The sequence below is a fragment of the Campylobacter concisus genome (assembly GCF_015229955.1).
Taxonomy (GTDB): Bacteria; Campylobacterota; Campylobacteria; order Campylobacterales; family Campylobacteraceae; genus Campylobacter_A; species Campylobacter_A concisus_AT.
In genome coordinates, this window is record NZ_JAAKYZ010000001.1 from 1 (window position 1) to 21302 (window position 21302).

Here is a 21302-nt window from a genome sequence, read left to right on the forward strand (position 1 = left end):
AAAAAATCAAATAAAGAGCTAATAAATTGCTTTAAAGACTATATTGATATAGCTGATGCAAGTTATGCAATGCTTCATAATGTATTTGAGAATGAAAGAAATGGACTTGATGAGCTTTATGATAAATAAAGTAAGCTATAAAAATACCCAAAATAAATTTTTATCTGCATAATAAATTTTAATAAACCCCAAACAGCACATAATAAATTAATAATATTATAAATACAATAACAATAAAATATCCAAACTAAAATTTCAAACATAAAAGGATAATCAATGAAATTTCTAGCTATAACACTCTTACTTCTAACAAGTATATTCTTAATAGCTTGCTCAGCTAATCAAGCAAACAAAAAGATAAGTAACTCTGAGCTAGAAAACTTAGCTAAACAATATGGTGGAGTATATATATTTGATGAGAAATTTGAGAAAGAGATAGAGAGACAAGAACAAATAAGAGATAGTAAAAGAAAAGAAATTTTAGAGAGAATAAAGACAATACCTAATAAAAATGAAAGAAATCAAAAAATGAGAGAAATTTTAAAAACAGAGTTTTACGATAATCCAAAAATGGATCAAACCCTCTCAAATGGTAAAAAATACTACATTCGCTGGATAGATTATGAAAACCAAACTGGTAAAAAAGCTAAAATTTCTGAGGTCTATATAAATAAAATAATTGAGTTTATAGGTTTAGAAAATTTTAACAAAGAAAAACCATATTTAGATTTAGGAAAATTATATGTAGATGATAATGGAGAAATAGTTCCTATAAGCATAGATGTTTATTATGAAACATACAGTACTAAATATGGCTTATTTGGAGATGAAGGAATGGGAATAAGCTTTAGTAAAAAAAGTATAGTTCCAGTAAGCGGTGGAAACAAATTCATTCTAACAAACAACAAATTTATAAAAGCAAACAAGGACAAGTAAGTGCAAACTAAAAAATCAAATAAAGAGCTAATAAATTGCTTTAAAGACTATATTGATATAGCTGATGCAAGTTATGCAATGCTTCATAATGTATTTGAGAATGAAAGAAATGGACTTGATGAGCTTTATGATAAATTTGGTAAAGATAATGTCCCTGAAAACATTGTAAATTCTTATAGAGAAAATGAAAAGAAAAAGCCTGTTTGGAGATATGCAGATGATATTACCTTGGGTGATAAAATTGATATAAGCAATGAAACAGACACATCACAAACAAACAATAGAAAATTTGGTGACCTTACCGCTTATGCTCTTTGTATAGAAGCAAGATTTATGGCAGATAAAATAGTAAAGAAACCAGTTGGGGCAAATGGAGAAACAAAAGATACTGAACTCAAAAATGATGTAAAAAATTTTATAGCTTTGGTACCAGATCAGCCACCCTATATCTTTTATAAGCCTGAATCCCTCTCTCCTCGCACAAAACTATTTGTTAATCGCTATGAGCTAGTAAAGCACATACCTAATCAAAAATCAGGTTTTAGCTCAACTATATTTTATGACACTCTTAAGTCAAACTATATAATAGGCTTTAGAGGAACAGAGATGAAAATAAACGATCTCTTAGATGATGCCTTTATGGCCATCACATCAAGAGCGCTTATGCAAATATCTGCTTTAAAATCACTTCAATCCTCTATGCAAGAAGCTATAAATTCTCATAGTCAAAACTTAAGTGGCTTAGATAACATCGCTAAAGACATCATTTTATCAGGTCACTCATTAGGAGGTCATCTAGCTCAAATATATGCAGTAACCTTTAAAGATAGCGGAGTAAAAGAACTTTATACTTATAACGCTCCAGGAATTTATGGTGGCATATTAGCTTCAGCTTTTACTTGGAGCTTAAGGCTTCTTAGCTTTGTAGCCAAAGCCATAGCAAAAGGTGCAAGATGGATAGCAAGAGTCATAGATAAAGATGGCTTTATAGGAAAGATGGTAGGCTCAGTCTTTAATAAGATAAAAGGCATGTTTGGCTTTAAAGATGATAAGAGCAGCGTAGATGAATATGTAGATGTAGTTAAAAATAATGAACAAGCTCAAAAGACTCTTGCAGATAAAAAGGTGAGCTCTAATATAAATAAAGCTAGCAAAGAAAAAGATATAGACATAGAGATACATCACGTAGAGAGCGTTAAACAAAGTATAAATAGAGATGAAGATAGCTTTTCAAAAGATGTAGCTGTTTTGATAGAACCTACCTTTTCGGTCATATCTGATCTAGGCTATAAGCTAGGCATAGATACAACTGGCGAAGTAAAGTATGAAAATACCGAGAATAGACACTTGGTGAATATATTAATTAGATCTCACTTTTTAAAAGAGAGCGTTTTGGTTTTATATATGTTGTGTTATCTCTTGGAAAACAAAGAAAATGAAGCCAAGATAGAGGGTAAAGATATAGCTGAAGCACTTGATTATCTAAATGAATATATCCAGTCTCTTAAATTTAAACTAAAATGCATAAGATCGAAGTTAAATTTAGATGTAAATATAGATGATATAAGTGATGCTTCTATGCTAGATACGCCTTTATATATCTTTTATGCTTATTTAAATCTCTTTTACGAATATGGCAAATTTAGTGATGAAAATTTTAAGCAAGATATGGTCGGGTATATAATAGAAAATTTAGGCAGCAACATAGATAAAAATAGCAACAAAGAAGCACATCTAGTAAAGATACTAGATATAGATGATCTAGATAAACTAGATGCGACAAAGATAGTAAGTGATGCTAGAGCTGGCGATATAGATATGCTAGTGGCAATTTGTGCTTTGAATTTATTTGTATTTGAAAAAAAGATAGATGTAAATGAGCTTGGTAAATACTTCTCTTATAGCAAAAACATCTATAAAAATATAACGATACTACGAGACAATAGAGTAGATATAGCAGAGGCTAGCATCTTTGTAAAAGATAGAATAGATATGCTAAAGAGCATAATAAATCTAAAATATGCGGATCTAGCAAAGCTAAAAGAAAATGAAAATTTCTTGGCTAGCATAGACTCTAAGGACATAAGCTCTAGTGATGAAGCCATAGTAATAGCTAATAATAAATCTGCTCAAAATAACGATGATGTAGCCTACAGCAATAAAGTAGCAACCGATGATATAAAAGCTCTTATGAATGAGAGTGTAGGAAGTATCTTTTATAAAAACAACGATACCCTTAGTGTAAGTGCAGTAGATAAAAGTATCGTTGATGTTGAAGTATTAAAGGAGATATTTAATCTAGATAGTAAAAATATGAATCAAAGAATATATCTAAACTCTGCCCTTTTGTCTAAAGCCAATGAAGAGGAGGATTATCCACTTTATTTTAAAGACGAAAAATATAATAGTGATGAGAATATCCCTCTAAATTTTACTCATCAGCCAAGAGACGAGGATAAAGATATAGGAAGGCTAAATGTTGCTTATAGAAATTCTCAAGCAAATATATTAAATTATTCACTACTAAATAAGAGTCTAAATATCGATCTAAAACCAATGAGCAAAAAGACTAAAGAGGCTCTTTCAAATTTAAATCAAAGGCAAAATTTACAAAAAGATAATCAATCTAAAGAAATTTCATCCACTGCGACTTCATGCCCTGTCATAGAAGACGACACTATCATTTGCCCACATGGTGGTCATGTGATATTAAAAAGTAGGGCAGGCAGGAGCATAAGATCAGATGATCAAGGCGTGATACTTGATGTTGATTTTATAAATTCACCGATAGTAGGCTGCTCAGCTAGGACCCCATGCGTCATAGTAGCTTATGTACCAAGATCGGCACTTAGTTTAAAAAGTATGAATGATCACTACGCTGTAATGCAAGATCTAGTGCCAAACTGCCTAAGCAACACCGGCTCTTCGCTAAGGTGCATAAAAAAAGAGAATAAACTAAAACTAGAGCATAGTTTAAGTAATCCTGGTATGCAAGATAGTAGCGAAGTAATAAAAGATATAAATTTAAATAATGCCTACATAAGGCTTCATATAAAATCAGCCCTTAATCAAACAGATAATCTTGCCGTTTGTATATATAAGCTAAATGATGTGGAATATAAAAACCAAGAGGGATTTAAAGAAATGGAGCTAAATTTAGACGAAGGCTCTGATATAAAAGATAAGAAGCTAAAAGAGTATCTAAAGGCCCGATTTAGAGATGATAAATTTAGTATCTCATCATTTAACTTTAAATACTCGCTTATGGATAAAAATTTTATTTTTATTACCCCTAAATATACTGAGCCTATCTATAAAGATATGACGCTTCCTAAGAGCGGGATAGGATTTTTTCAATTTGTAGATGATATTAGCGACGATAACAATCTTATCTATATTACGCCAAGTAAGGCAAAAACAGTATGTATAAAATTTGCTTGCGGGTTAGATAGTGAATATAGCGATGATATAAATATAATTAAAATAGTAGTGGTGGCATAACGATGAATGATATAAATATAACCTACTCTTGCGAAGAGAGTTTAAAAAAGATAAAAGAGTACATGGCTGATGCAAAGAGTGTGACGCTTTATACGTCTAGTTTAAACTATCTCTCTTCATATTCTGGCAATATAATTGCGGAGATTGTCTCTGATCTTATCTATTGTAAAGATAAAGATAAAGACATATCAATAATAACTGATTTTTATGTAGACAAAGAGAGCTTTAAAGATAGCAAACTAAATAGAGTAAGGGAGTTTAAATATAAAGGCATTCCGGTAAAAGTAGTTCATAAAAAAAGTGCTATTGATAAATTCTTTGAAAATTTAAGAGAAGGGCTTACTCCTTTACAAACAAAAATACATAATCAAGAGATATTGGATTTAGCTCAAGATGAGCATGATAGAGAGTTGCTAAAAGATGGTAATGAAGTAGAAGATAAACCATCAAGTTTTTATCATATGTTTGAGCTTATTGTTTCTAATTATAATGAGGCTAAAAATATTTTAAGAGATTGTTTAAAAACTCTAAAAAATGATCTACTAAATGACGCTAAATCATTGATAGCTAGTGAAGGATTAGACGAGGCCAAATTTGAAAGAAGCATAAAAGAGTGTTTTGATGAGCTAGATAAAAATTTAAAAGAGCTAAGCTCGGAAAATGGAGAATTTATAATAAAACAAATAGCTCTTTTTATATTAAGTCTAGTTGATATAACCGATCCAAAGGCCATAATAAAAAAATCAAATCTTGGTTTTGTGGCTTATGAGCTTGGAAAGATGGCGTATGCAATTCATGAATATGATAGCAATAGGGTATTTTACGGTGTATCCTTACCAATACTAAGTTTTTTTACATCCAGATTTGCTTCTATCGTAAATACTTTAAATATAAGTTCAAACTGCAATGTCTTAGTGTTTAAAAGTGATAAAAATTCTAGATCTAGTTTTTTCTTGGACTTTACTCACTTAAATTTAGACTACCGCCCTTTTAAATATAGCATTAACGAAAAAGAGACAAACTATAATACAGATGAAGGATATAGTGTATATGGATATTTAGATGATGTATCTGTATTTGATTACTCCAAAGAGGTTTGCTCTTATGACGCGGTAAATAAAAATTTAGGCTTTGGCTCAAGTGATGATACTTTATTTAGTAGATTAAAAGATGAGATAAAAAGTACAAATGCAAATTTAAATTTTATCTGTGCTTCAAATTTTAACTCTATAAAGTTAGCTAATCTAATAGCAGATAAATCCGATAAAAATAATACCTCAGTAAATGATGAGATGAATAGTAAAGACTTCTCAAATTTAAATAAAAACTACATTGTTCTTTCAAACTCTCCTTTTAGATCAAGTGCAGGATTAAGAGAGGAAGTTATTAGTAAAAGTCTTGATCAAACTATAAAAGATGATATAAATAGATCAAAAAGTAGCAACCTGGTAAAACAAAAATTTAATGACATAAAGACTCTAAATCCAGTAAAAGACTATAGCAAATATAGTATAGATATAGATCAAAACAATGATAAATCAACTCTTTTACTAAATTTATCTCCATTTGCAAGGATAGAAAAAAGCTATATAGATAATATTGAAGAGAACAAAGAAAAATATAGTGAAAGCTATACAGAAGAAAATAGTAGCGATGCTTATGATTTTCAATTAAGCAAATTAAAGTACGATGAGCTTTTTGATATAAATGTCTCTCATATAAATGCTTATGCAAAGCAACCAAATGATATGGAGAAGATAAAAGAGAGTGAAAAAGAGTATATGGAAAAATCAACTCTAGCATTTAAAGCAGTCTTTGACAGAGTTAATAAAAATGTTAGTGATAGAATGAATTTCGAAGATGACTGCTATGATAAGATAGAAGCGATAAAAGAGTATGAGATATTAGGAGATATAGACTCTGTAAAAAGTACCGTAAAAGACATACTAGATGATCAGCCAACTCCGTACTACTCTCTTTTAGAAGTACTTTGCCTTGGCGTGGCTTACTTTATAATGACCAAAAGCTATTCAGGAGAGTTATTAAATAAATCTATAAAAAACTCCCGTGAATATATAAAAATAGGTGATGAAGAGATAAGTACTATAAATGTAAATTCTTTTGTGAAATTAGGTGATATTGATATAAGATTATTCTTTTATAAAGATAGTGCTAAAAGTAGTGGATTAAACAAAAATGAGTATCTATGTATAGAAGAGATTAGTGATTATATGGATGGCGCAGGAAATACTAAGGATGTATATAGCATAAAAGAACTTTTGGAAGAAAATGATAGTAGTGTAAGTACAAATATAAAAGATCCTTTACAAAGTGATCTAATGAAGCTTCTAATAGAGCAAGCCAATGATATAGATGAAAGCTGCAAGAAAGATAAAGCTTTTATAAAAGAAGTGATAGTTTCTAAGGATAAAGATGTCTTAAAAAAAGCCATAGACTTAGAAGATAAGGCTTATCATAATGATAGAGATATGGATAAAGAGGTAAGCTCTTTACTCGTAAAAACAGCCATTGAAGGATTATTCCCAATAGCAGGCTTTGCAAGTGAAGATGGCATATCTAAAATTTATGAGATGCTTAGCTCTTTTATATTTGAAAGGGATGCAAAGAAATTAAAAGATGCTTTTTTAGACGAGCTTGGAGTATTAAATTTAATAAAGAAACTATTTAGTGCAAAAAAGACTAAACAAATAGATGAATATTTTTTGTATATCACAAGATTAAAAACTACAAATATAGTACTTCAAAGATCAAAGCTAAATTTAATTTTGCAAGCCCAAAATACCTCTATGCTTTATAGAACGATAGAACATTTTAAACTAAATATATCTTACAGCGAGATAACGACATATACTTTTATGAGATACACATATAGCTTTAATATAAGAGATGTAGAGCTTATGAAAAAAGAAATCAAAGACTATACTAAAACTCTTGGTAAAGACATAGGTATCTCTATGATAACCGGTCTAATAGAACTTTATAAAACATCATATGAAAAACTAGAAGAGAACTACAACGAAATAATGCACACAAGATATACATATAAATTTAATGAAGCTTACGCATTAAATAATATCTCATATAAACCTATGTCTATAAAAGAAGCTTATGATAAAAATAGTACAAATACCTATTGCTACTATCCAGTAATGATCTATCAAAACTATATAAGCCTAAATTTAAATAGACTATTTTTAGGAGCTAATATAAGTAGTGGAGGACTAGACTATAACTCATTTATCTACTATGATATAAACAATAAACAAAGCAAACTCTCACATAACCTTGCTTCAAAGCTAGCACTAAATAACCTTAGTGCTTATCTATGTTTAGATGAACTAAGAGGAGCTGGTAATGAGATAGATGCAAACTACTTTAAATATGCAAGAAGCAGATATACAAACTCAGATGTAGAGATAAGAGGATTAAATTTAGATGTAAAAGAGGAGAAAGAAATTTATGATGTGTATAAGCAAAATATATTAGCAGGTGATAGTGAAGATGCCGAATACGCAATAGACTCTTATCAAGAAGCAGTAAAAATCATAAATTTATTTAAAAAAGGAATCTTTAACACTAGCGATGAAAACAATCACTCTAATCTCTCAAGAGATCTGGTAGAGGCTCTTGATACTATTGGCAACAATAACATTAAGGGCGTGTATGTGGGGTGCAAGGCACCTAAAGAGAAGGAAAGAAGCCAAGATGAAATCCCTCCTCGTCTAATCGGTCGTCTAGCCACCACCATAGTCATGGAAGATGGTCTTTACATAGGATAAAAGATGAAAAAGATTATATTTGCAGCTTTAGCTATCTTAGTAATAGCTATATCGCTAATAGCAATAAATAAAAGAATAAATAAAGGAAATTTAATGGATAACAATAATACATATATAGTTATAGCTCACAATGGTAGAGAGGTAAAATTTGATAAAAATACAAATTTGATTGTTTATGATGGAAAAAAATCAGATAATACAAACAATGATCTTTCTTCAAAACTAGTCCTTAACTCCCGCTCCATCCTAGACTCATCTCCATATAAAAACTATAAACCACTATACTATAACCCTAAACCAAACTCTTTAGGTCAAACAGACTATCTATCATTTAAGCCATGGCTAGATATTAGCTATAAACCAAGCTCAACCAAACTATCACCTTGGACTAAATCAGAAAAAGCTTACTATGAAAGCTTAAAAGATAAAAGAGATAGATATATTTATCTAGTAAAAAGAAGTAATCTAAAATGTACTATGATAGATATTCCTGAAGATGCAATAGCTAGAGTAGATAGTAATGGCAAACTAACCAAACCAGAATACGCTGAAATTTATGATGAAGTAAATGCTAATAGAAATACTCTAAAATCAGAACTATTTGCAGCAGAGTGGAATATATGTGCCGGAACTTTAGGAAATACGGCTGGATTTTCAAGAGGAGTTGGGCTAGGATATGCAGGATTTAAAGCAAGAGCATATCAATCAATGTTTTTATCAGCCCAGCTTGGTAAAAAGGAAGCCCTAAGAGCTTTAGCTGATATGTTTGAATATTCTACATACCTAGCAGGTCTAAACAAAAATTTACAAATGGCAGAAGAGTTTAGAAAACTATTTACTAATCCTCCACTAGATGAATATGGTATGATGCCTTATCTTGATGAAATAGTAGGCAATTACTTTGTGATGGATTTTAATAGAGGTGGGGTGGCAGCAATGCCAGATAATTCTTTATATAAAGATCTAAGAGAGCTTGTAGAAGATAAAGGTGAGCTACTAGACCCCAGAGACTTTGATGCTAATGAAACTACAAGGGAAGAATTTATGAAATATGTAAAAAGTGAATTACCTAAATTCCAGGATAGGCTAGAACTTCCCGGTTTTCCTAAAGATTGGGATGATAGAACACTTACTCTTTTTATCGACTCCACCATCCTAGAATCCAAAATAATGTCCCTAACTCCACCTGAGGGTTATCCAAATGCTCCATACTACAACACACCAGAAGAACTAACAAGACTATATGAGGCTGGTAAATTAGATAAAAAGCTAAATCCACTAACACCAGTGATGTATAGAGAAAGTTTTCCTGAAGATCTTAGGCAAAAGATATTAAGCTATGCCAAAGAGCATAATATAAAGGATTAGATAATAAATTTAATACCTATGGCTCCATTTGGAGCCAAACTTCGTCTCCTAATAGGTCGCTATAACATAAGTATCATCTGGAATAGTATGAGAAGCTTTGCTTTTATGAAACAAACTTATATGTTTAATCCAAAAGATGTCGAAGCTATGAGAAATATGCTAAAAGGATATGGCAAATCACTAGGCAAAGATGTAGGAGTAGCTTTTCTTAAAGGTATGGTAGAACTTTATAAAACATCATATGAAAAACTAGAAGAGAACTATAAAGAGATAAAGCACGCAAGCAATATGTTTATCGCACTATAAACTTAAAAAAATAAATTAATTTTAGGAGATAATTAGACTTTTTTATAAGAAAAATCGCAAATAGCGTTATATACAAATTCTGATAAAGAATTTCAATATATTTTAATATCAAAATGAGCTGATTTTTGAAAAAATTAAAGCATATTTTTAAACTTGCTTTTAACTTTTTTGTTATAATATCCCATTAAAAATAAAAAGGATATTTTTTATCCTAATTAAGGTTTTAAATTTGAGAGTATATTTAGACAATAACGCTACAACAATGGTTGATCCTGAAGCTTTTGAGCTTATGAAGCCATATTTTTGTGAAAAATACGGCAATCCAAACTCGCTTCATAAATTTGGCTCTGAAACACATCCAGCTTTAAGAACAGCACTAGATCAGCTCTATGCCGGACTAAACGCAAAAGATAGCGATGACATCGTCGTTACCTCATGTGCGACTGAGAGCAACAACTGGGTAGTAAAAGGTATCTACTTTGACAAAATAGCAACTGGCGAGAAAAAGCGTATCGTAACAACCGCAGTTGAGCATCCAGCTATTTTGGCGACTTGTAAATTTTTAGAAAAATATGGCGTAGAGCTTACTGTTTTAGATGTAAATAACGATGGTATAGTCACGCCAGAACAGCTAAGGGCCGTAATGGATGAGAATGTAGCGCTTGTTTCTATAATGAGCGCGAATAACGAAACTGGCATGATCTTTCCTATAAAAGAGCTTGCTAGTATCGCTCATGAATATGGAGCTTTATTCCACACGGATGCTGTTCAAGCAGTTGGTAAGATAAAGATAAATGTTCAAGACCTTGACGTTGATTTTTTAAGCTTTTCTGCGCATAAATTTCATGGACCAAAGGGTGTTGGAGCACTATTTATAAAAAATAGTATGCCACTAAGTAGCTTGCTTCACGGCGGCGAGCACATGGGCGGACGTAGAAGTGGTACACTCGATGTTCCTGGCATCATCGGCATGGGTAAAGCACTTGAACTGGCAAATAAATTTATGGATTATGAACACTCTCATGTTCGCCGTTTGCGTGATAAGCTTGAAGATGCAATTTTGCAAATTCCTGACGTTAGCGTCGTTGGTAAAAAAGAGCAACGTGTGCCAAATACCATTTTGGCTTCTATAAAAGGCGTTGAAGGCGAAGCTATGCTTTGGGACCTAAACAAAGCTGGCATCGCAGCTTCAACTGGCTCAGCATGTGCAAGTGAAACATTAGAGAGTAATCCAATAATGGAGGCCATAGGGGCAGATAAAGAGCTAGCTCACACCGCACTTAGATTATCTCTTTCTAGATTTAATACAGAAGAAGAGATTGATTATGCGATCGAGCATATAACAAAAGCAGTAAATAGACTAAGAGGTATCTCTAGTACATTTGCCTACGCCCCAGAATGGCATAAGAGTGGATTATAAAATTTAAAGGAAATAACATGGCAAAGAATAATTTGATCGGAGGCTCTATCTGGGATGAGTATTCTAAGGTAGTGCAAGATAGGATGAATAATCCTAAATTTATGGGAGAGATAACCGAAGAAGATGCTAAAAAGGCAAACGCAAAGCTTATTGTGGCTGACTTTGGTGCAGAAAGTTGCGGTGATGCGGTTAGGCTATACTGGCTTGTTGATGAAAAGACAGACAAAATAATAGATGCTAAATTTAAGAGCTTTGGCTGTGGTACAGCGATAGCTAGCTCTGATACGATGGCTGAGCTTTGTATCGGTAAAACAGTCGATGAAGCAGTCAAGATCACAAATCTTGATGTAGAAAAGGCTATGCGCGACAATCCAGAAACGCCAGCAGTTCCACCCCAAAAGATGCACTGCTCAGTTATGGCGTATGATGTTATAAAAGCAGCAGCTGCAAGCTACAAGGGAATAGACCCAGAGCATTTTGAAGATGAGATCATCGTTTGCGAGTGCGCTAGGGTAAGCCTTGGTACGATTAAAGAAGTGATAAGACTAAATGACCTTCACACAGTTGAGGAGATCACGCAATACACCAAAGCTGGTGCATTTTGCAAGTCTTGCGTAAAGCCTGGTGGTCATGAAAAAAGAGAATATTATTTGGTGGATATTTTGCGTGATACTAGGGCTGAAATGGAGCGTGAGAAGATCGAAGCTCAAGCAAATGCCCAAGCAAATCACACTTTAGGTGACATTAGCTTTGAAAATATGACGATGGTAGGGCAGTTAAAAGCAGTCGAGTCTGTCATAGATAAAGAAATTCGCCCAATGCTCGAGATGGATGGCGGAAATTTAGAAATTTTAGATATCAGAAATGATAACGGCGAAAATACTGATATTTATATCCGCTATCTTGGTGCTTGCTCGGGCTGTGCAAGTGGCTCAACTGGCACTCTTTACGCGATTGAAAATGTCTTGCAAGAGAGCTTAAGCCCAAAAATTAGGGTAATGCCTATTTGATTTTATTGACTAGCCCTTGTGGGCTAGTTTTTATTCTCTTAAGAATTTTAAAATTTCACTTCTAATTTGATCCAAGTCACCCACAAATTTTTTTTCAAACTGCGAGCGATTAAAGGTTCGCTGACGTTTTGCTAACTGAGCCGTGTGCGTAGCTATGAGCTCTTCAAGCTCGTTTTGAGAAATTTCTTTATCTAAAAATTGCTTGCACTCTTTTAAACCTATTGATTTTAGGGGTTTTGGCTCACTTTTGTATTTATCAAATAAAAATTTCGCCTCATCTATGAGTCCAGCTTCAAGCATGCCTTTTGTTCTTTTCTTGATACGTTCTCTAAGCTCATCTTTATCCCATAAAATTTCAAAGATCGCTAGCTCTTTTATGATGCTCTCTTTAGTATTTTCTCTTAGCCAAATGCTTGGAATTTGGCTACTAAATTTATAAATTTGATACCATTTTTCGAGGCGATAAGAGTCGTTTTGACTAAATTTACTTGCAAACTCAGGATCGATTTTTACAGCTAACTCGTAAATTTCTTCATTGCTTAAATTTAGCTCACATTTTGGCACATCTGGTGCAAGTCCGCTAAGCATTGATTTTAGATAAAAGCCGCTACCTCCTGTAATGATGAGTGGGCAGTCTTGTAAGTGCGCAAAATTCTTTGCATTTTTATAAATTTCAAAAAATGCCCCAACGCTAAATTCTTCATCAGGATAAATTTCATCTACACCAAAGTGCTTTATGGCTTCAAGCTGCTCTTTATTTGGCTTTGCGCTGGCGATATCTATCTCCTTATAAAGTGCAAGCGAATCAAGACTTAAGATGACGCCATTAAGCTCCTTTGCAAGCTCAAATGCAAGATCGCTTTTGCCGCTTGCTGTGGTGCCAATTATTGCAAATTCTTTAAACAAGTCTAGCCCTCGTAAAACGAGCTAAAGAGTAAAATTTCATCATTTTCCTCGTTATTTTTGCCATCTTTTATAAGACTTGCCAAAACACCGGCAAAATACGGAGCAAAGCTAAGCTCATTTAGTCCATAAGCTTGGCTATAGATCAAGTTACTATATATGTTATCGCGTCCAAGAGCTGGTTTATCGTTTGAGCTAAGAAGTACGTAGTTTGCCCTAAAGCTAGGCTCTTTTAGCTCGCTTATACCAAGATGTATCTTTAGTTCATTTAAAAATGCATTAATCTTTTCAGTTTTAACAAGCGTATCGATAGCGCCGACTTGTAAATTTGTAATAATCGTAACGCCATTTTTAGTTGGATAAATTTTGGCAAATAAATCATTTAAAATGATTGGTTTTTTAGGAATTTGCCCTTCATTTAGGCTAAGATCAATAGTATAAAATTTAGCCAAAATCGCATTTAAGCTCGTGCCTAGCTTATTTGAAAGCTCTAAATTTTTTGAAGCGATCACAAAGCTATCGGCCTCATATTCGCCGTTATTACCGGTAGCTTTTTGTACTATTTGCACTTGCGTTTTTAGCTCATAAATTTCATCATTTATAAATTTTACCCCAAGAGAATTTAGCTCATTTATCAAAGCTTTTTTTAGCTCATTTGTATCAATACTTGCGTTGTTGGCTAAATTTATAGCGCCTTTTATGTTTTTATTTATTAGCCCAAAATTTGCAAGCTCTTTATCTACACTTAAAATTTCTTGCTCGCTATGGGCAACTTTTATCTCATCAAGCCTTTTTTTAAAGCTTTCGTCATTGCTAAAAAGTAGATAAACGCCGCTCTCATCGAAATTTATCTGCGGATATTTGTTGTTTAAATCTCTTAAAAATTCAAAGCTTTTCTTACCAAATTTTGAAAATAAAATTTGCATCTTTTTGTCGTGAGCTTTGGTTGATTTAAGTGTAAAATTTGTCATCCAAGCTCTAAAATTTTCGTTTAAGCAAATACTTATATCAAGCTCGCTTTTTTTGCTAACTAGCCCCATAAACGAGCTAGATATCGCTCCATCTTTTGCAAGAGCGTGTGTACCAAAAGGCGTTAAAATTCCATTTGTAAAATCATCTTTTTGGTTGCTAATAATTAAAATTTCTTCACCTTTTTTAGCTAATTCGTAAGCCGTAAATAACGCACTAAAACTATCTCCAATAATCGCTATTTTGCCCATAATAACCCTTTGTTTTAAATTAATCTTGTAATGATAATATAAATTCAAATTTAAAGCAAAATGGTGTAAAATCAACCATTTTTAAAGAAAATGGAAATTTATCAAATGATAGAAAAATTAAAAGTTATTGCTGAACTTATTGTTTTTAAGCATTCTGTTTTTGCTTTGCCTTTTATTTTTGTGGCGATGATAGTTGCTAGTAAGATAGAAAGTGGCTCGGCTTGGTTTGGTTTAAAACTGCTTATCTTAGGTACTTTTTGCGCTGTTAGTGCTAGAAATTTTGCTATGGCATTTAATAGATATAAAGATGAAGATATCGATAAGCTAAATCCGCGAACTGCAAGCCGCCCAAGCGTTGATGGTCGTATCGGTAGGAGCAATATGCAGCGTTTCATCGCAGCAAATGCGTTTGTTTTTATCGTATGTGCTTATTTTATAAATTCGCTCGCATTTTGGCTAAGTTTTCCTATTTTAGCTGTTCTTGGTGGATATTCGCTATTTAAACGCTTTAGCGAGTTAGCACACTTGGTGCTTGGCCTTAGCTTAGGTCTTGCTCCTATTGCTGGTGTGGTCGCAGTGAGTGCTGCTATACCACTTTGGAGCGTGTTACTTTGCCTTGGTGTGACATTTTGGGTAGCTGGATTTGACTTGCTTTACTCGCTTCAAGATATGAAATTTGATAAAGAAAACAAGCTCTTTAGCATACCAGCTATTTACGGCGACAAGGCTACACTTTTTTTATCGGCCATTTTTCACGCTTTGGCTTTTGTATTTTGGCTACTTTTTGCTTGGGCTGCTGGGCTTGGAGTGATGGCATTTTTTGGAATTTTAGTAAGTGGCGTTATTTTATTTTTTGAGCATAGGATCGTAAGACGCGACTTTAGTAAGATAGATAGAGCATTTTTTACGTTAAATGGCTATTTGGGAATTTTATTTTTTATCTTTGTTTGGATTAGCGTATTATGAGTGAGATTAAGCTGTTTAAAGCGCCTCTTGATATAGAATTTGAGTCTGATAAAGATGGGAGCGAGAAATTTAAAAGAGAGTTTGACTCTATCTTGCCGGGCGAAGAGGACGCACTTGGGGCTTGGCTAAAACGAGCTAAATCACGTGGCGAAACCAAAGAGAGCGATCAAGTTTTATTAACTTTGCTGATCGAGCTCCATAGAAAAGTTGATGCACTGAGTGATTATATTAAAAATGAGCATAAGCAATATTTGCCACTAAAAGAGAGGACGAGTATCGAAGAAATAGGCTTTACACATATCAAAATAAGTGAAGAGAAATTTATAAAAGATGAAATTTACTACGCAAGGATTGCTATGCCTATCTTTCCAAAGAGAAATTTGAGCCTTTATTTAAGGGCTGTTAGTGAAAATTTAGTAAAGATAGAAAATATGCATGAAGAGGATGAAGCCGATTGGAACGCTTACGTAACAGCTAGAGAGCGTGTAATGATAAGAGAAATGAGAGCGAATTCGTAAAGGAAAAATATGGAAATTTATATTTTTTTAGGCTTTGGTATCGTTTTGGCGATAATAGTAGCTTTAATGTTGATAAAAGATAGTGAGACAAATAAAAAATTTGCGAGATTTGAGCGAGCGATAGAAAGCGTTATGCAAGAAAATTTCAATCTAAAAAAGCAAATTTCAATGCTTGAAGGCGAGGCATTTAAAAATAGTGAACAATATGAGCCACTTAAAAAACAGATAAAAGAAAATATTGATTTGCAAATAAATGAGAAAATTGTGCCAATAATTCGTGCGATTAAGAGTATTGAGCGAGTAATTGATGATTTTGCGACAGAGCAAAAAGATAGGATAGTTAGTCTTGAAGAGCGAACAAGAGATATTAATAAAATCGCACCAAGTGTCATCAATGAAGAAGAGCAAATTTTAAAAATGTTTAAAGACGGAAAAAGTGCAGCGATGATTGCAAAGGACCTTCATGTTGGAATGGGGCGAGTCGAGTTTGTGCTTAAATTTCATAAATTAGCCTAAATTTACAGGCTAATTTTAAAAAGACTAATCTACTCTTAAACTACAAAAATTGGCTTAAATTTTTATTTTGATTTAAATCTTTTAACATATAATTGAAAAAATTATAAAAAGCTCTAACCAAGCTTAAGAAGGTACTTTATGCTAATCGATAAATATGGTCGGGTTGTTGATTATTTAAGGATTTCTGTAACTCAGCGTTGCAACTTTAGGTGTAGGTATTGTATGCCTACAACGCCATTTAGCTGGACGCCAAGAGAGAATTTATTAACCTTTGAAGAGCTATTTTTATTTGTAAAAGTGGCTATCGATGAAGGTATAAAAAAGATAAGAATCACTGGTGGCGAACCGCTTGTACGTAAGGATTTGGACGTTTTTATAAAAATGATAAGTGATTATAATCCAGACATCGATCTAGCACTTACTACAAATGGCTATATGCTTTCACACTTTGCTAAAAGGCTAAAAGACGCTGGACTAAAGCGCATAAACATGTCACTTGATACACTAAATGAGCAAAAGGCTAAATTTATCGCACAAAAAAGCGTCTTGCACGAAGTTTTAGCTGGCTTTGAAGCGGCTCATGATGCTGGATTAAAAGTAAAAATCAACACTGTCGCACTAAAAGGTGTAAATGATGATGAGCTTATAAATTTGCTCGAGTTTGCTAAATTTAGAGATTCCCAGATCAGATTTATTGAGTATATGGAAAATTCACACGCTAAAGATGATCTAAAAGGGTTAAGTAGCGATGAAATTTTAAAAATCATCTCACAAAAATATAATGTTACAAGAGATGGAAAACTACCAAATGCGCCTGCGTCTATTTATAGACTTGATGATGGTTATAAATTTGGCATCATAGATCCACACAAGCACGACTTTTGCGAGAGTTGCAACCGTATCAGACTAAGTGCTGAAGGACTTTTGATACCTTGCCTTTACTTTGAAGAGGCTCTTAGCATCAAAAAAGCGGTTGAAAAAGGTGATATCGTAGCTGCAAGTGAAATTTTAAGGCAAGTACTAGCAAATAAGCCAAAAGAGAACAAATGGGCGATAGGCGCTAGCAATGAAACCTCTTCGCGTGCCTTTTATCAAACTGGTGGTTGATGAGCAAAGAGCTAGAGCTAGTTGAAGCGTTTTTAAGTATCCAAGGCGAGGGGGCTTACCAAGGCAGACTCGCTATATTTTTACGATTTTTAGGCTGCAACTTAAACTGCTCTGGCTTTGGCGTGCAAACAAAGTCTTTAAAAACCGGCGAAAGCTTACTAGGATGCGATAGTATAAGGGCTGTTTTTAAAGGGCATTTTAATTATAAAATTTACAGTGTAGATGAAATTTTAGGCTTAGTTGATAACCTATGCAAAGGCTTAATGCAAAAACCTATCATTGTTTTGACTGGTGGCGAGCCGCTCATCTGGTATGAAAATGAAAATTTTATAAATTTGGTAAAGAAATTGCTTGAAGATTATGAAGTGCATTTTGAGACGAATGGCACCATCTTAATTGATTTTGCTAAATATGAAATTTATAAAAAATGCCATTTTGCACTTGGTGTAAAGCTAGCAAATAGCGGAGTTAATGAACAAAAACGCATAAATTTAGACGCTATTTTAGCTATTAAAAATAATGCAAGAAGTAGCTTTTTAAAATTTGTCCTCTCGCACTTTGACAAAAGCGAGTTGGACGAGATTATAAATATAAAAAATCAAGTTGATTTGCCAGTTTGGTGTATGGCAATAGGGGCAAATAAAGCTGAGCTAAACGAAAATGCTTTAAAAACAGCAGAATTTGCCATAAAGCATGGATTTAACTACTCAGAGCGTATCCACATCAGGCTTTGGAGCGATAAAGAAGGTGTTTGATGATTATTAGAAAGCTTTTTAGATTTGAAAATGCACATATTGTGAGATTTTGCAGCTCAAAGCGTTGTAGGACTAGCATCCACGGGCATAGCTATGTGGCTGAAATTTTACTTAGCTCAAATTTTCTTGATAACGCCGGCATGGTCTATGATTTTGGCTTGATGAAGCAAAATATAAAAACGATCATTGACAGTTTTGATCACGCTACGACAATATTTTCAGGCGATAATGATGAATATAAAAATGATCTAAAAAAGCACTCGGCAAGATGGATCGAGATCCCGTTAAATCCAAGTGCAGAGCAGTTTTGCCGTATATTTTTTGTACTCATAGAAAGACTACTTGAGCTTAGCGTGATGAAAAACGGCGAGCGTGAAGTGAAGCTTCATAGCATTATCGTGCATGAGACTGATACAGGCTATGCACAGTGCTTTAAAGAGGACGCCATAAATGTGCAAATGGGCGAGATAAAGCTAGATGAGATCAAATTTTCAGACGCTATCATAGAAGAGTGGGAAGATAAAAATTTATTTGAGAAGATTAAAAATAGGTTAAAAATAGAAATTCCAAAGGACGTTTGATGAAAAAAATTATAACTTCTTTTTTATTTATAGCTGGTCTATTTGCGGGTTGTGGAGATAAAGATGAGGCTAGAAATGATATTAGTGAGCCAGTGCCGAGTGACGTGACCATAGCTCAACCAGACGCAAATGTTACAATCGATGAACAACTCCCGCCTGAGCCAGTCGTCGAAGAGAACGAGCCTTCTAAAGATAAGAAATGAACGAACATCTCTCCTCACTTTTTGCATACACTTTGCCTTTTCATGTGATATTTTTTTATGCACTAGTTGCCTGTAATATACTTTATTTAATACTTACTCAGTTTGGTAGCAATAGTAAAAACTATGTGCTTCGTATAAGATATTTTTTACCGATTTATCATATGCTACTTAGTTTTCTTACGCTTACTGGACTTATTTTATGGGCGTATTATGGATATGAGTTTAAATTTAATGCCATAAAAATGTTAATTATCTTAATAATTTTAATCGCACTTAGTGCCATAGGTTTTAAAAGGCTAAAAATTTATGCAGTTAATGGTGACTTAGAAAAATTTAAAAAATTCGCCCTTATTAAGGGTTTTTGCGATCTTATTTTAGTCTTAGTTGCAGGGATTTAGATGAAATTTTTATATGATAAAAATGCAGGTAATGAAAGCTTAAAGATAGTAAATGAAGCTTTTTTGCACCTAAAAGCTAGAAGAATGCAAGCTGGTGAGCGAATAAGCGTTAGAAATTTACGAGATTTTAAAGAGTATATTTATGAAATTGATGAGATTGATAGGCGAAGTGCGAGCTTAAGTCTTGTCTTTGCTAGCTTAAATGGCGAGCATAAATTCGACTTTACGATCGCTTGGGCTATCGTCGATCCAAAGACGATAGAAAAGACATTGCCATTTTTAAATGAACTTGGCGTTGGTAAAATAGCTTTTGTCTATACTAAATTTTCTCAAGCAAATTTTAAGATAGATATTGAAAGGCTAAACTATATAAATGCACTTTCATGCGAGCAGTGTGGACGAACTTCACTAATGGAGTTTGAAATTTATAAAAATTTAGACGAACTAATGAGCTTTTATAAAAATGTCTCAGCTATAAATTTTGGCGGTAAAAGCTTAAATGAAAAAAAAGATGATGAGCTTTTAATAATTGGTCCAGAGGGTGGATTTAGTGAGGAAGAGACGGCTAAATTTAAAAATAGCTACGGCCTAAATACAAAAAATATCTTAAGATCACAGACCGCAGTTATATCAGTAGCGGCAAAATTCATAGCTTAATTTATTTGATTTTTAGATTTCTTTTTATATAATCAGCAACTTTTAATGTAGATAATTAGCCCAAAAATAATAAAGGAAAAATGATGAAAAAAGATATCCATCCAGAATACGTAGATTGCACTGTAACTTGTGCGTGTGGCAACACTTTTAAGACAAAGTCAAACAAAAGCGAAATCAGAATTGACATTTGCGACAAGTGCCACCCATTTTTCACAGGCAGCGAAAAGATAGTTGACAGTGCTGGCCGTGTTGAGAAATTTAAGAAAAAATACGCTCAAAAATAAGCCTTGCTCTACTTTATTCCTACTCCAATAGGAAATTTAGAAGATATCTCGCTTCGTGCGATTAGAATTTTGCGTGAATGCGAGATAGCTATCTGCGAAGATACAAGAGTTTGCAAAAGCCTTATAAATCTGCTAAACGAACGCTTTGACGCAAGTATAAATATATCAAAATTTATTCCATTTCACACTCATAATGAAGATGACTTTTTCACAAATTTAAGTGATGATTTTTTTAGTAAAAATGTAGCCTACATGAGCGATGCTGGTATGCCAGGTATCAGCGATCCTGGAGTAAGTCTAGTAAGATACGCTCAAAAAAATAACATTGAATATGAAATTTTAAGTGGAGCAAATGCTGCACTTTTAAGTGTAGTTGCAAGCGGACTTTGCGATAAGGAATTTGTCTTTTTAGGCTTTTTGCCAAATACTGGCAGAGATAGGTCTTTGGCTATCCAAAATGCTCTAAATTTAGCTTATCCAGCCGTTATTTACGAAAGTCCAAAACGCATACTAGGCTTAGTACAAAGTATCGCAAATCTAGAGCCAGAGAGAGAAATTTTTGCTATAAAAGAGGCCACCAAAAAATTTGAGACTAAATTTAAGGATAGAGCCAAAAATTTAGTCCAAATTTTAGAAAAAGCAAATTTAAGTGGAGAGTGGGTGGTTGTCATCTCAAAAAGTGACAAAACAGCCACTCAAAATATCACAAAAGATGAGATACTTTCGCTTGATCTTGCCCCAAAAGTAAAAGCAAAATTGCTTAACAAAATAACTGGAGAAGATGTAAAAAAGATATATGATGAGCTTACGAAGGCTTAAATTATAGACTACAAAACTACTAAGTGACACTAAA

General features: G+C 33.3%; 20 protein-coding genes. 18 read left to right on the top strand and 2 right to left on the bottom strand.

The genetic code is table 11. The features are described from left to right. The first annotated feature begins 276 nt into the window (after positions 1–276). From G6W45_RS00005 to G6W45_RS00035, 7 genes are all read left to right on the top strand, one after another. Entirely contained in the window at positions 277–936 is a 660-nt protein-coding gene (locus G6W45_RS00005; RefSeq protein WP_194167105.1) for a tRNA 2-selenouridine synthase, read from the top strand. Continuing rightward, on the top strand, positions 937–4437 hold the full coding sequence (locus tag G6W45_RS00010; RefSeq protein ID WP_194167106.1) for an Mbeg1-like protein: 3501 nt from the start codon (positions 937–939) through the stop codon (positions 4435–4437). It abuts the gene before it with no gap. Positions 4438–4439: 2 nt separating this feature from the next. Next, a complete protein-coding gene (locus tag G6W45_RS00015) occupies positions 4440–8237 on the top strand; it encodes a hypothetical protein (protein ID WP_194167107.1) in 3798 nt (1265 codons plus the stop codon). Between the two features lie 93 nt (positions 8238–8330). Continuing rightward, positions 8331–9605 carry a thioredoxin reductase gene (locus tag G6W45_RS00020; RefSeq protein ID WP_242039011.1) on the top strand — a complete coding sequence of 425 codons (1275 nt, stop codon included), beginning with the start codon at positions 8331–8333 and terminating at the stop codon, positions 9603–9605. Positions 9606–9692: 87 nt separating this feature from the next. Next, positions 9693–9911: a hypothetical protein gene (locus tag G6W45_RS00025; RefSeq protein WP_194167109.1), complete on the top strand. Its 219-nt coding sequence runs from the start codon at positions 9693–9695 to the stop codon at positions 9909–9911. Between the two features lie 229 nt (positions 9912–10140). After that, positions 10141–11331 (top strand): NifS family cysteine desulfurase, encoded by a 1191-nt coding sequence (locus tag G6W45_RS00030; RefSeq protein ID WP_103624788.1) that lies wholly within the window; start codon positions 10141–10143, stop codon positions 11329–11331. Between the two features lie 17 nt (positions 11332–11348). Continuing rightward, the gene (locus G6W45_RS00035; RefSeq protein ID WP_054196048.1) at positions 11349–12341 is read left to right on the top strand and encodes an iron-sulfur cluster assembly scaffold protein NifU; all 993 of its coding nucleotides are present in this window, start codon (positions 11349–11351) and stop codon (positions 12339–12341) included. 30 nt (positions 12342–12371) lie between these two features. On the opposite strand, the gene miaA is transcribed toward G6W45_RS00035, so the two are convergent. Both miaA and G6W45_RS00045 read right to left on the bottom strand, forming a co-directional pair. Further along, entirely contained in the window at positions 12372–13247 is an 876-nt protein-coding gene (miaA, locus tag G6W45_RS00040; protein WP_194167110.1) for a tRNA (adenosine(37)-N6)-dimethylallyltransferase MiaA, read from the bottom strand. Positions 13248–13249: 2 nt separating this feature from the next. Continuing rightward, a complete protein-coding gene (locus G6W45_RS00045; RefSeq protein WP_194167111.1) occupies positions 13250–14464 on the bottom strand; it encodes an FAD-dependent oxidoreductase in 1215 nt (404 codons plus the stop codon). A gap of 105 nt (positions 14465–14569) precedes the next feature. Here G6W45_RS00045 and mqnP point away from each other — a divergent pair, with 105 nt between their 5' ends. The 11 genes from mqnP to rsmI all read left to right on the top strand — a co-directional run bounded on the left by mqnP (position 14570) and on the right by rsmI (position 21268). Next, complete coding sequence (mqnP, locus tag G6W45_RS00050; RefSeq protein ID WP_194167112.1) at positions 14570–15430, top strand: menaquinone biosynthesis prenyltransferase MqnP; 861 nt, start codon at positions 14570–14572, stop codon at positions 15428–15430. Then, positions 15427–15948, top strand: coding sequence for a hypothetical protein (locus G6W45_RS00055; protein WP_194167113.1), 522 nt, complete (start codon positions 15427–15429; stop codon positions 15946–15948). The genes mqnP and G6W45_RS00055 overlap by 4 nt, the downstream gene beginning before the upstream one ends. 9 nt (positions 15949–15957) lie before the next feature. Beyond that, positions 15958–16464 carry a DUF6115 domain-containing protein gene (locus G6W45_RS00060; RefSeq protein WP_021091068.1) on the top strand — a complete coding sequence of 169 codons (507 nt, stop codon included), beginning with the start codon at positions 15958–15960 and terminating at the stop codon, positions 16462–16464. A 138-nt stretch (positions 16465–16602) separates the two neighbouring features. Further along, positions 16603–17571 (top strand): GTP 3',8-cyclase MoaA, encoded by a 969-nt coding sequence (gene moaA, locus G6W45_RS00065; RefSeq protein WP_194167114.1) that lies wholly within the window; start codon positions 16603–16605, stop codon positions 17569–17571. Then, entirely contained in the window at positions 17571–18326 is a 756-nt protein-coding gene (locus G6W45_RS00070; protein ID WP_194167115.1) for a 7-carboxy-7-deazaguanine synthase QueE, read from the top strand. The genes moaA and G6W45_RS00070 overlap by 1 nt, the downstream gene beginning before the upstream one ends. Beyond that, positions 18326–18907, top strand: a complete 582-nt coding sequence (locus G6W45_RS00075) for a 6-pyruvoyl trahydropterin synthase family protein (RefSeq protein WP_194167116.1) — start codon at positions 18326–18328, stop codon at positions 18905–18907. The genes G6W45_RS00070 and G6W45_RS00075 overlap by 1 nt, the downstream gene beginning before the upstream one ends. After that, positions 18907–19110: a hypothetical protein gene (locus G6W45_RS00080; RefSeq protein ID WP_194167117.1), complete on the top strand. Its 204-nt coding sequence runs from the start codon at positions 18907–18909 to the stop codon at positions 19108–19110. The genes G6W45_RS00075 and G6W45_RS00080 overlap by 1 nt, the downstream gene beginning before the upstream one ends. Continuing rightward, positions 19107–19508, top strand: a complete 402-nt coding sequence (locus G6W45_RS00085; protein ID WP_103651141.1) for a hypothetical protein — start codon at positions 19107–19109, stop codon at positions 19506–19508. The genes G6W45_RS00080 and G6W45_RS00085 overlap by 4 nt, the downstream gene beginning before the upstream one ends. Then, positions 19509–20165, top strand: coding sequence for a 16S rRNA (uracil(1498)-N(3))-methyltransferase (locus tag G6W45_RS00090; RefSeq protein ID WP_107792854.1), 657 nt, complete (start codon positions 19509–19511; stop codon positions 20163–20165). A gap of 83 nt (positions 20166–20248) precedes the next feature. Then, on the top strand, positions 20249–20449 hold the full coding sequence (gene rpmE / locus G6W45_RS00095; RefSeq protein WP_002942443.1) for a 50S ribosomal protein L31: 201 nt from the start codon (positions 20249–20251) through the stop codon (positions 20447–20449). Between the two features lie 3 nt (positions 20450–20452). Next, positions 20453–21268, top strand: coding sequence for a 16S rRNA (cytidine(1402)-2'-O)-methyltransferase (rsmI, locus tag G6W45_RS00100; RefSeq protein WP_194167118.1), 816 nt, complete (start codon positions 20453–20455; stop codon positions 21266–21268). Positions 21269–21302 lie beyond the last annotated feature (34 nt).

What these genes read in the sequence shown, in the direction of transcription:
- G6W45_RS00005 (WP_194167105.1), top strand. Translation starts at nt 277, where the DNA reads ATGAAATTTCTAGCTATAACACTCTTACTTCTAACAAGTATATTCTTA.
- G6W45_RS00015 (WP_194167107.1), top strand. Translation starts at nt 4,440, where the DNA reads ATGAATGATATAAATATAACCTACTCTTGCGAAGAGAGTTTAAAAAAG.
- G6W45_RS00020 (WP_242039011.1), top strand. Translation starts at nt 8,331, where the DNA reads ATGGATAACAATAATACATATATAGTTATAGCTCACAATGGTAGAGAG.
- G6W45_RS00025 (WP_194167109.1), top strand. Translation starts at nt 9,693, where the DNA reads ATGAGAAGCTTTGCTTTTATGAAACAAACTTATATGTTTAATCCAAAA.
- G6W45_RS00035 (WP_054196048.1), top strand. Translation starts at nt 11,349, where the DNA reads ATGGCAAAGAATAATTTGATCGGAGGCTCTATCTGGGATGAGTATTCT.
- G6W45_RS00045 (WP_194167111.1), bottom strand. Translation starts at nt 14,464, where the DNA reads ATGGGCAAAATAGCGATTATTGGAGATAGTTTTAGTGCGTTATTTACG.
- mqnP (WP_194167112.1), top strand. Translation starts at nt 14,570, where the DNA reads ATGATAGAAAAATTAAAAGTTATTGCTGAACTTATTGTTTTTAAGCAT.
- G6W45_RS00055 (WP_194167113.1), top strand. Translation starts at nt 15,427, where the DNA reads ATGAGTGAGATTAAGCTGTTTAAAGCGCCTCTTGATATAGAATTTGAG.
- G6W45_RS00060 (WP_021091068.1), top strand. Translation starts at nt 15,958, where the DNA reads ATGGAAATTTATATTTTTTTAGGCTTTGGTATCGTTTTGGCGATAATA.
- moaA (WP_194167114.1), top strand. Translation starts at nt 16,603, where the DNA reads ATGCTAATCGATAAATATGGTCGGGTTGTTGATTATTTAAGGATTTCT.
- G6W45_RS00070 (WP_194167115.1), top strand. Translation starts at nt 17,571, where the DNA reads ATGAGCAAAGAGCTAGAGCTAGTTGAAGCGTTTTTAAGTATCCAAGGC.
- G6W45_RS00075 (WP_194167116.1), top strand. Translation starts at nt 18,326, where the DNA reads ATGATTATTAGAAAGCTTTTTAGATTTGAAAATGCACATATTGTGAGA.
- G6W45_RS00080 (WP_194167117.1), top strand. Translation starts at nt 18,907, where the DNA reads ATGAAAAAAATTATAACTTCTTTTTTATTTATAGCTGGTCTATTTGCG.
- G6W45_RS00085 (WP_103651141.1), top strand. Translation starts at nt 19,107, where the DNA reads ATGAACGAACATCTCTCCTCACTTTTTGCATACACTTTGCCTTTTCAT.
- G6W45_RS00090 (WP_107792854.1), top strand. Translation starts at nt 19,509, where the DNA reads ATGAAATTTTTATATGATAAAAATGCAGGTAATGAAAGCTTAAAGATA.
- rpmE (WP_002942443.1), top strand. Translation starts at nt 20,249, where the DNA reads ATGAAAAAAGATATCCATCCAGAATACGTAGATTGCACTGTAACTTGT.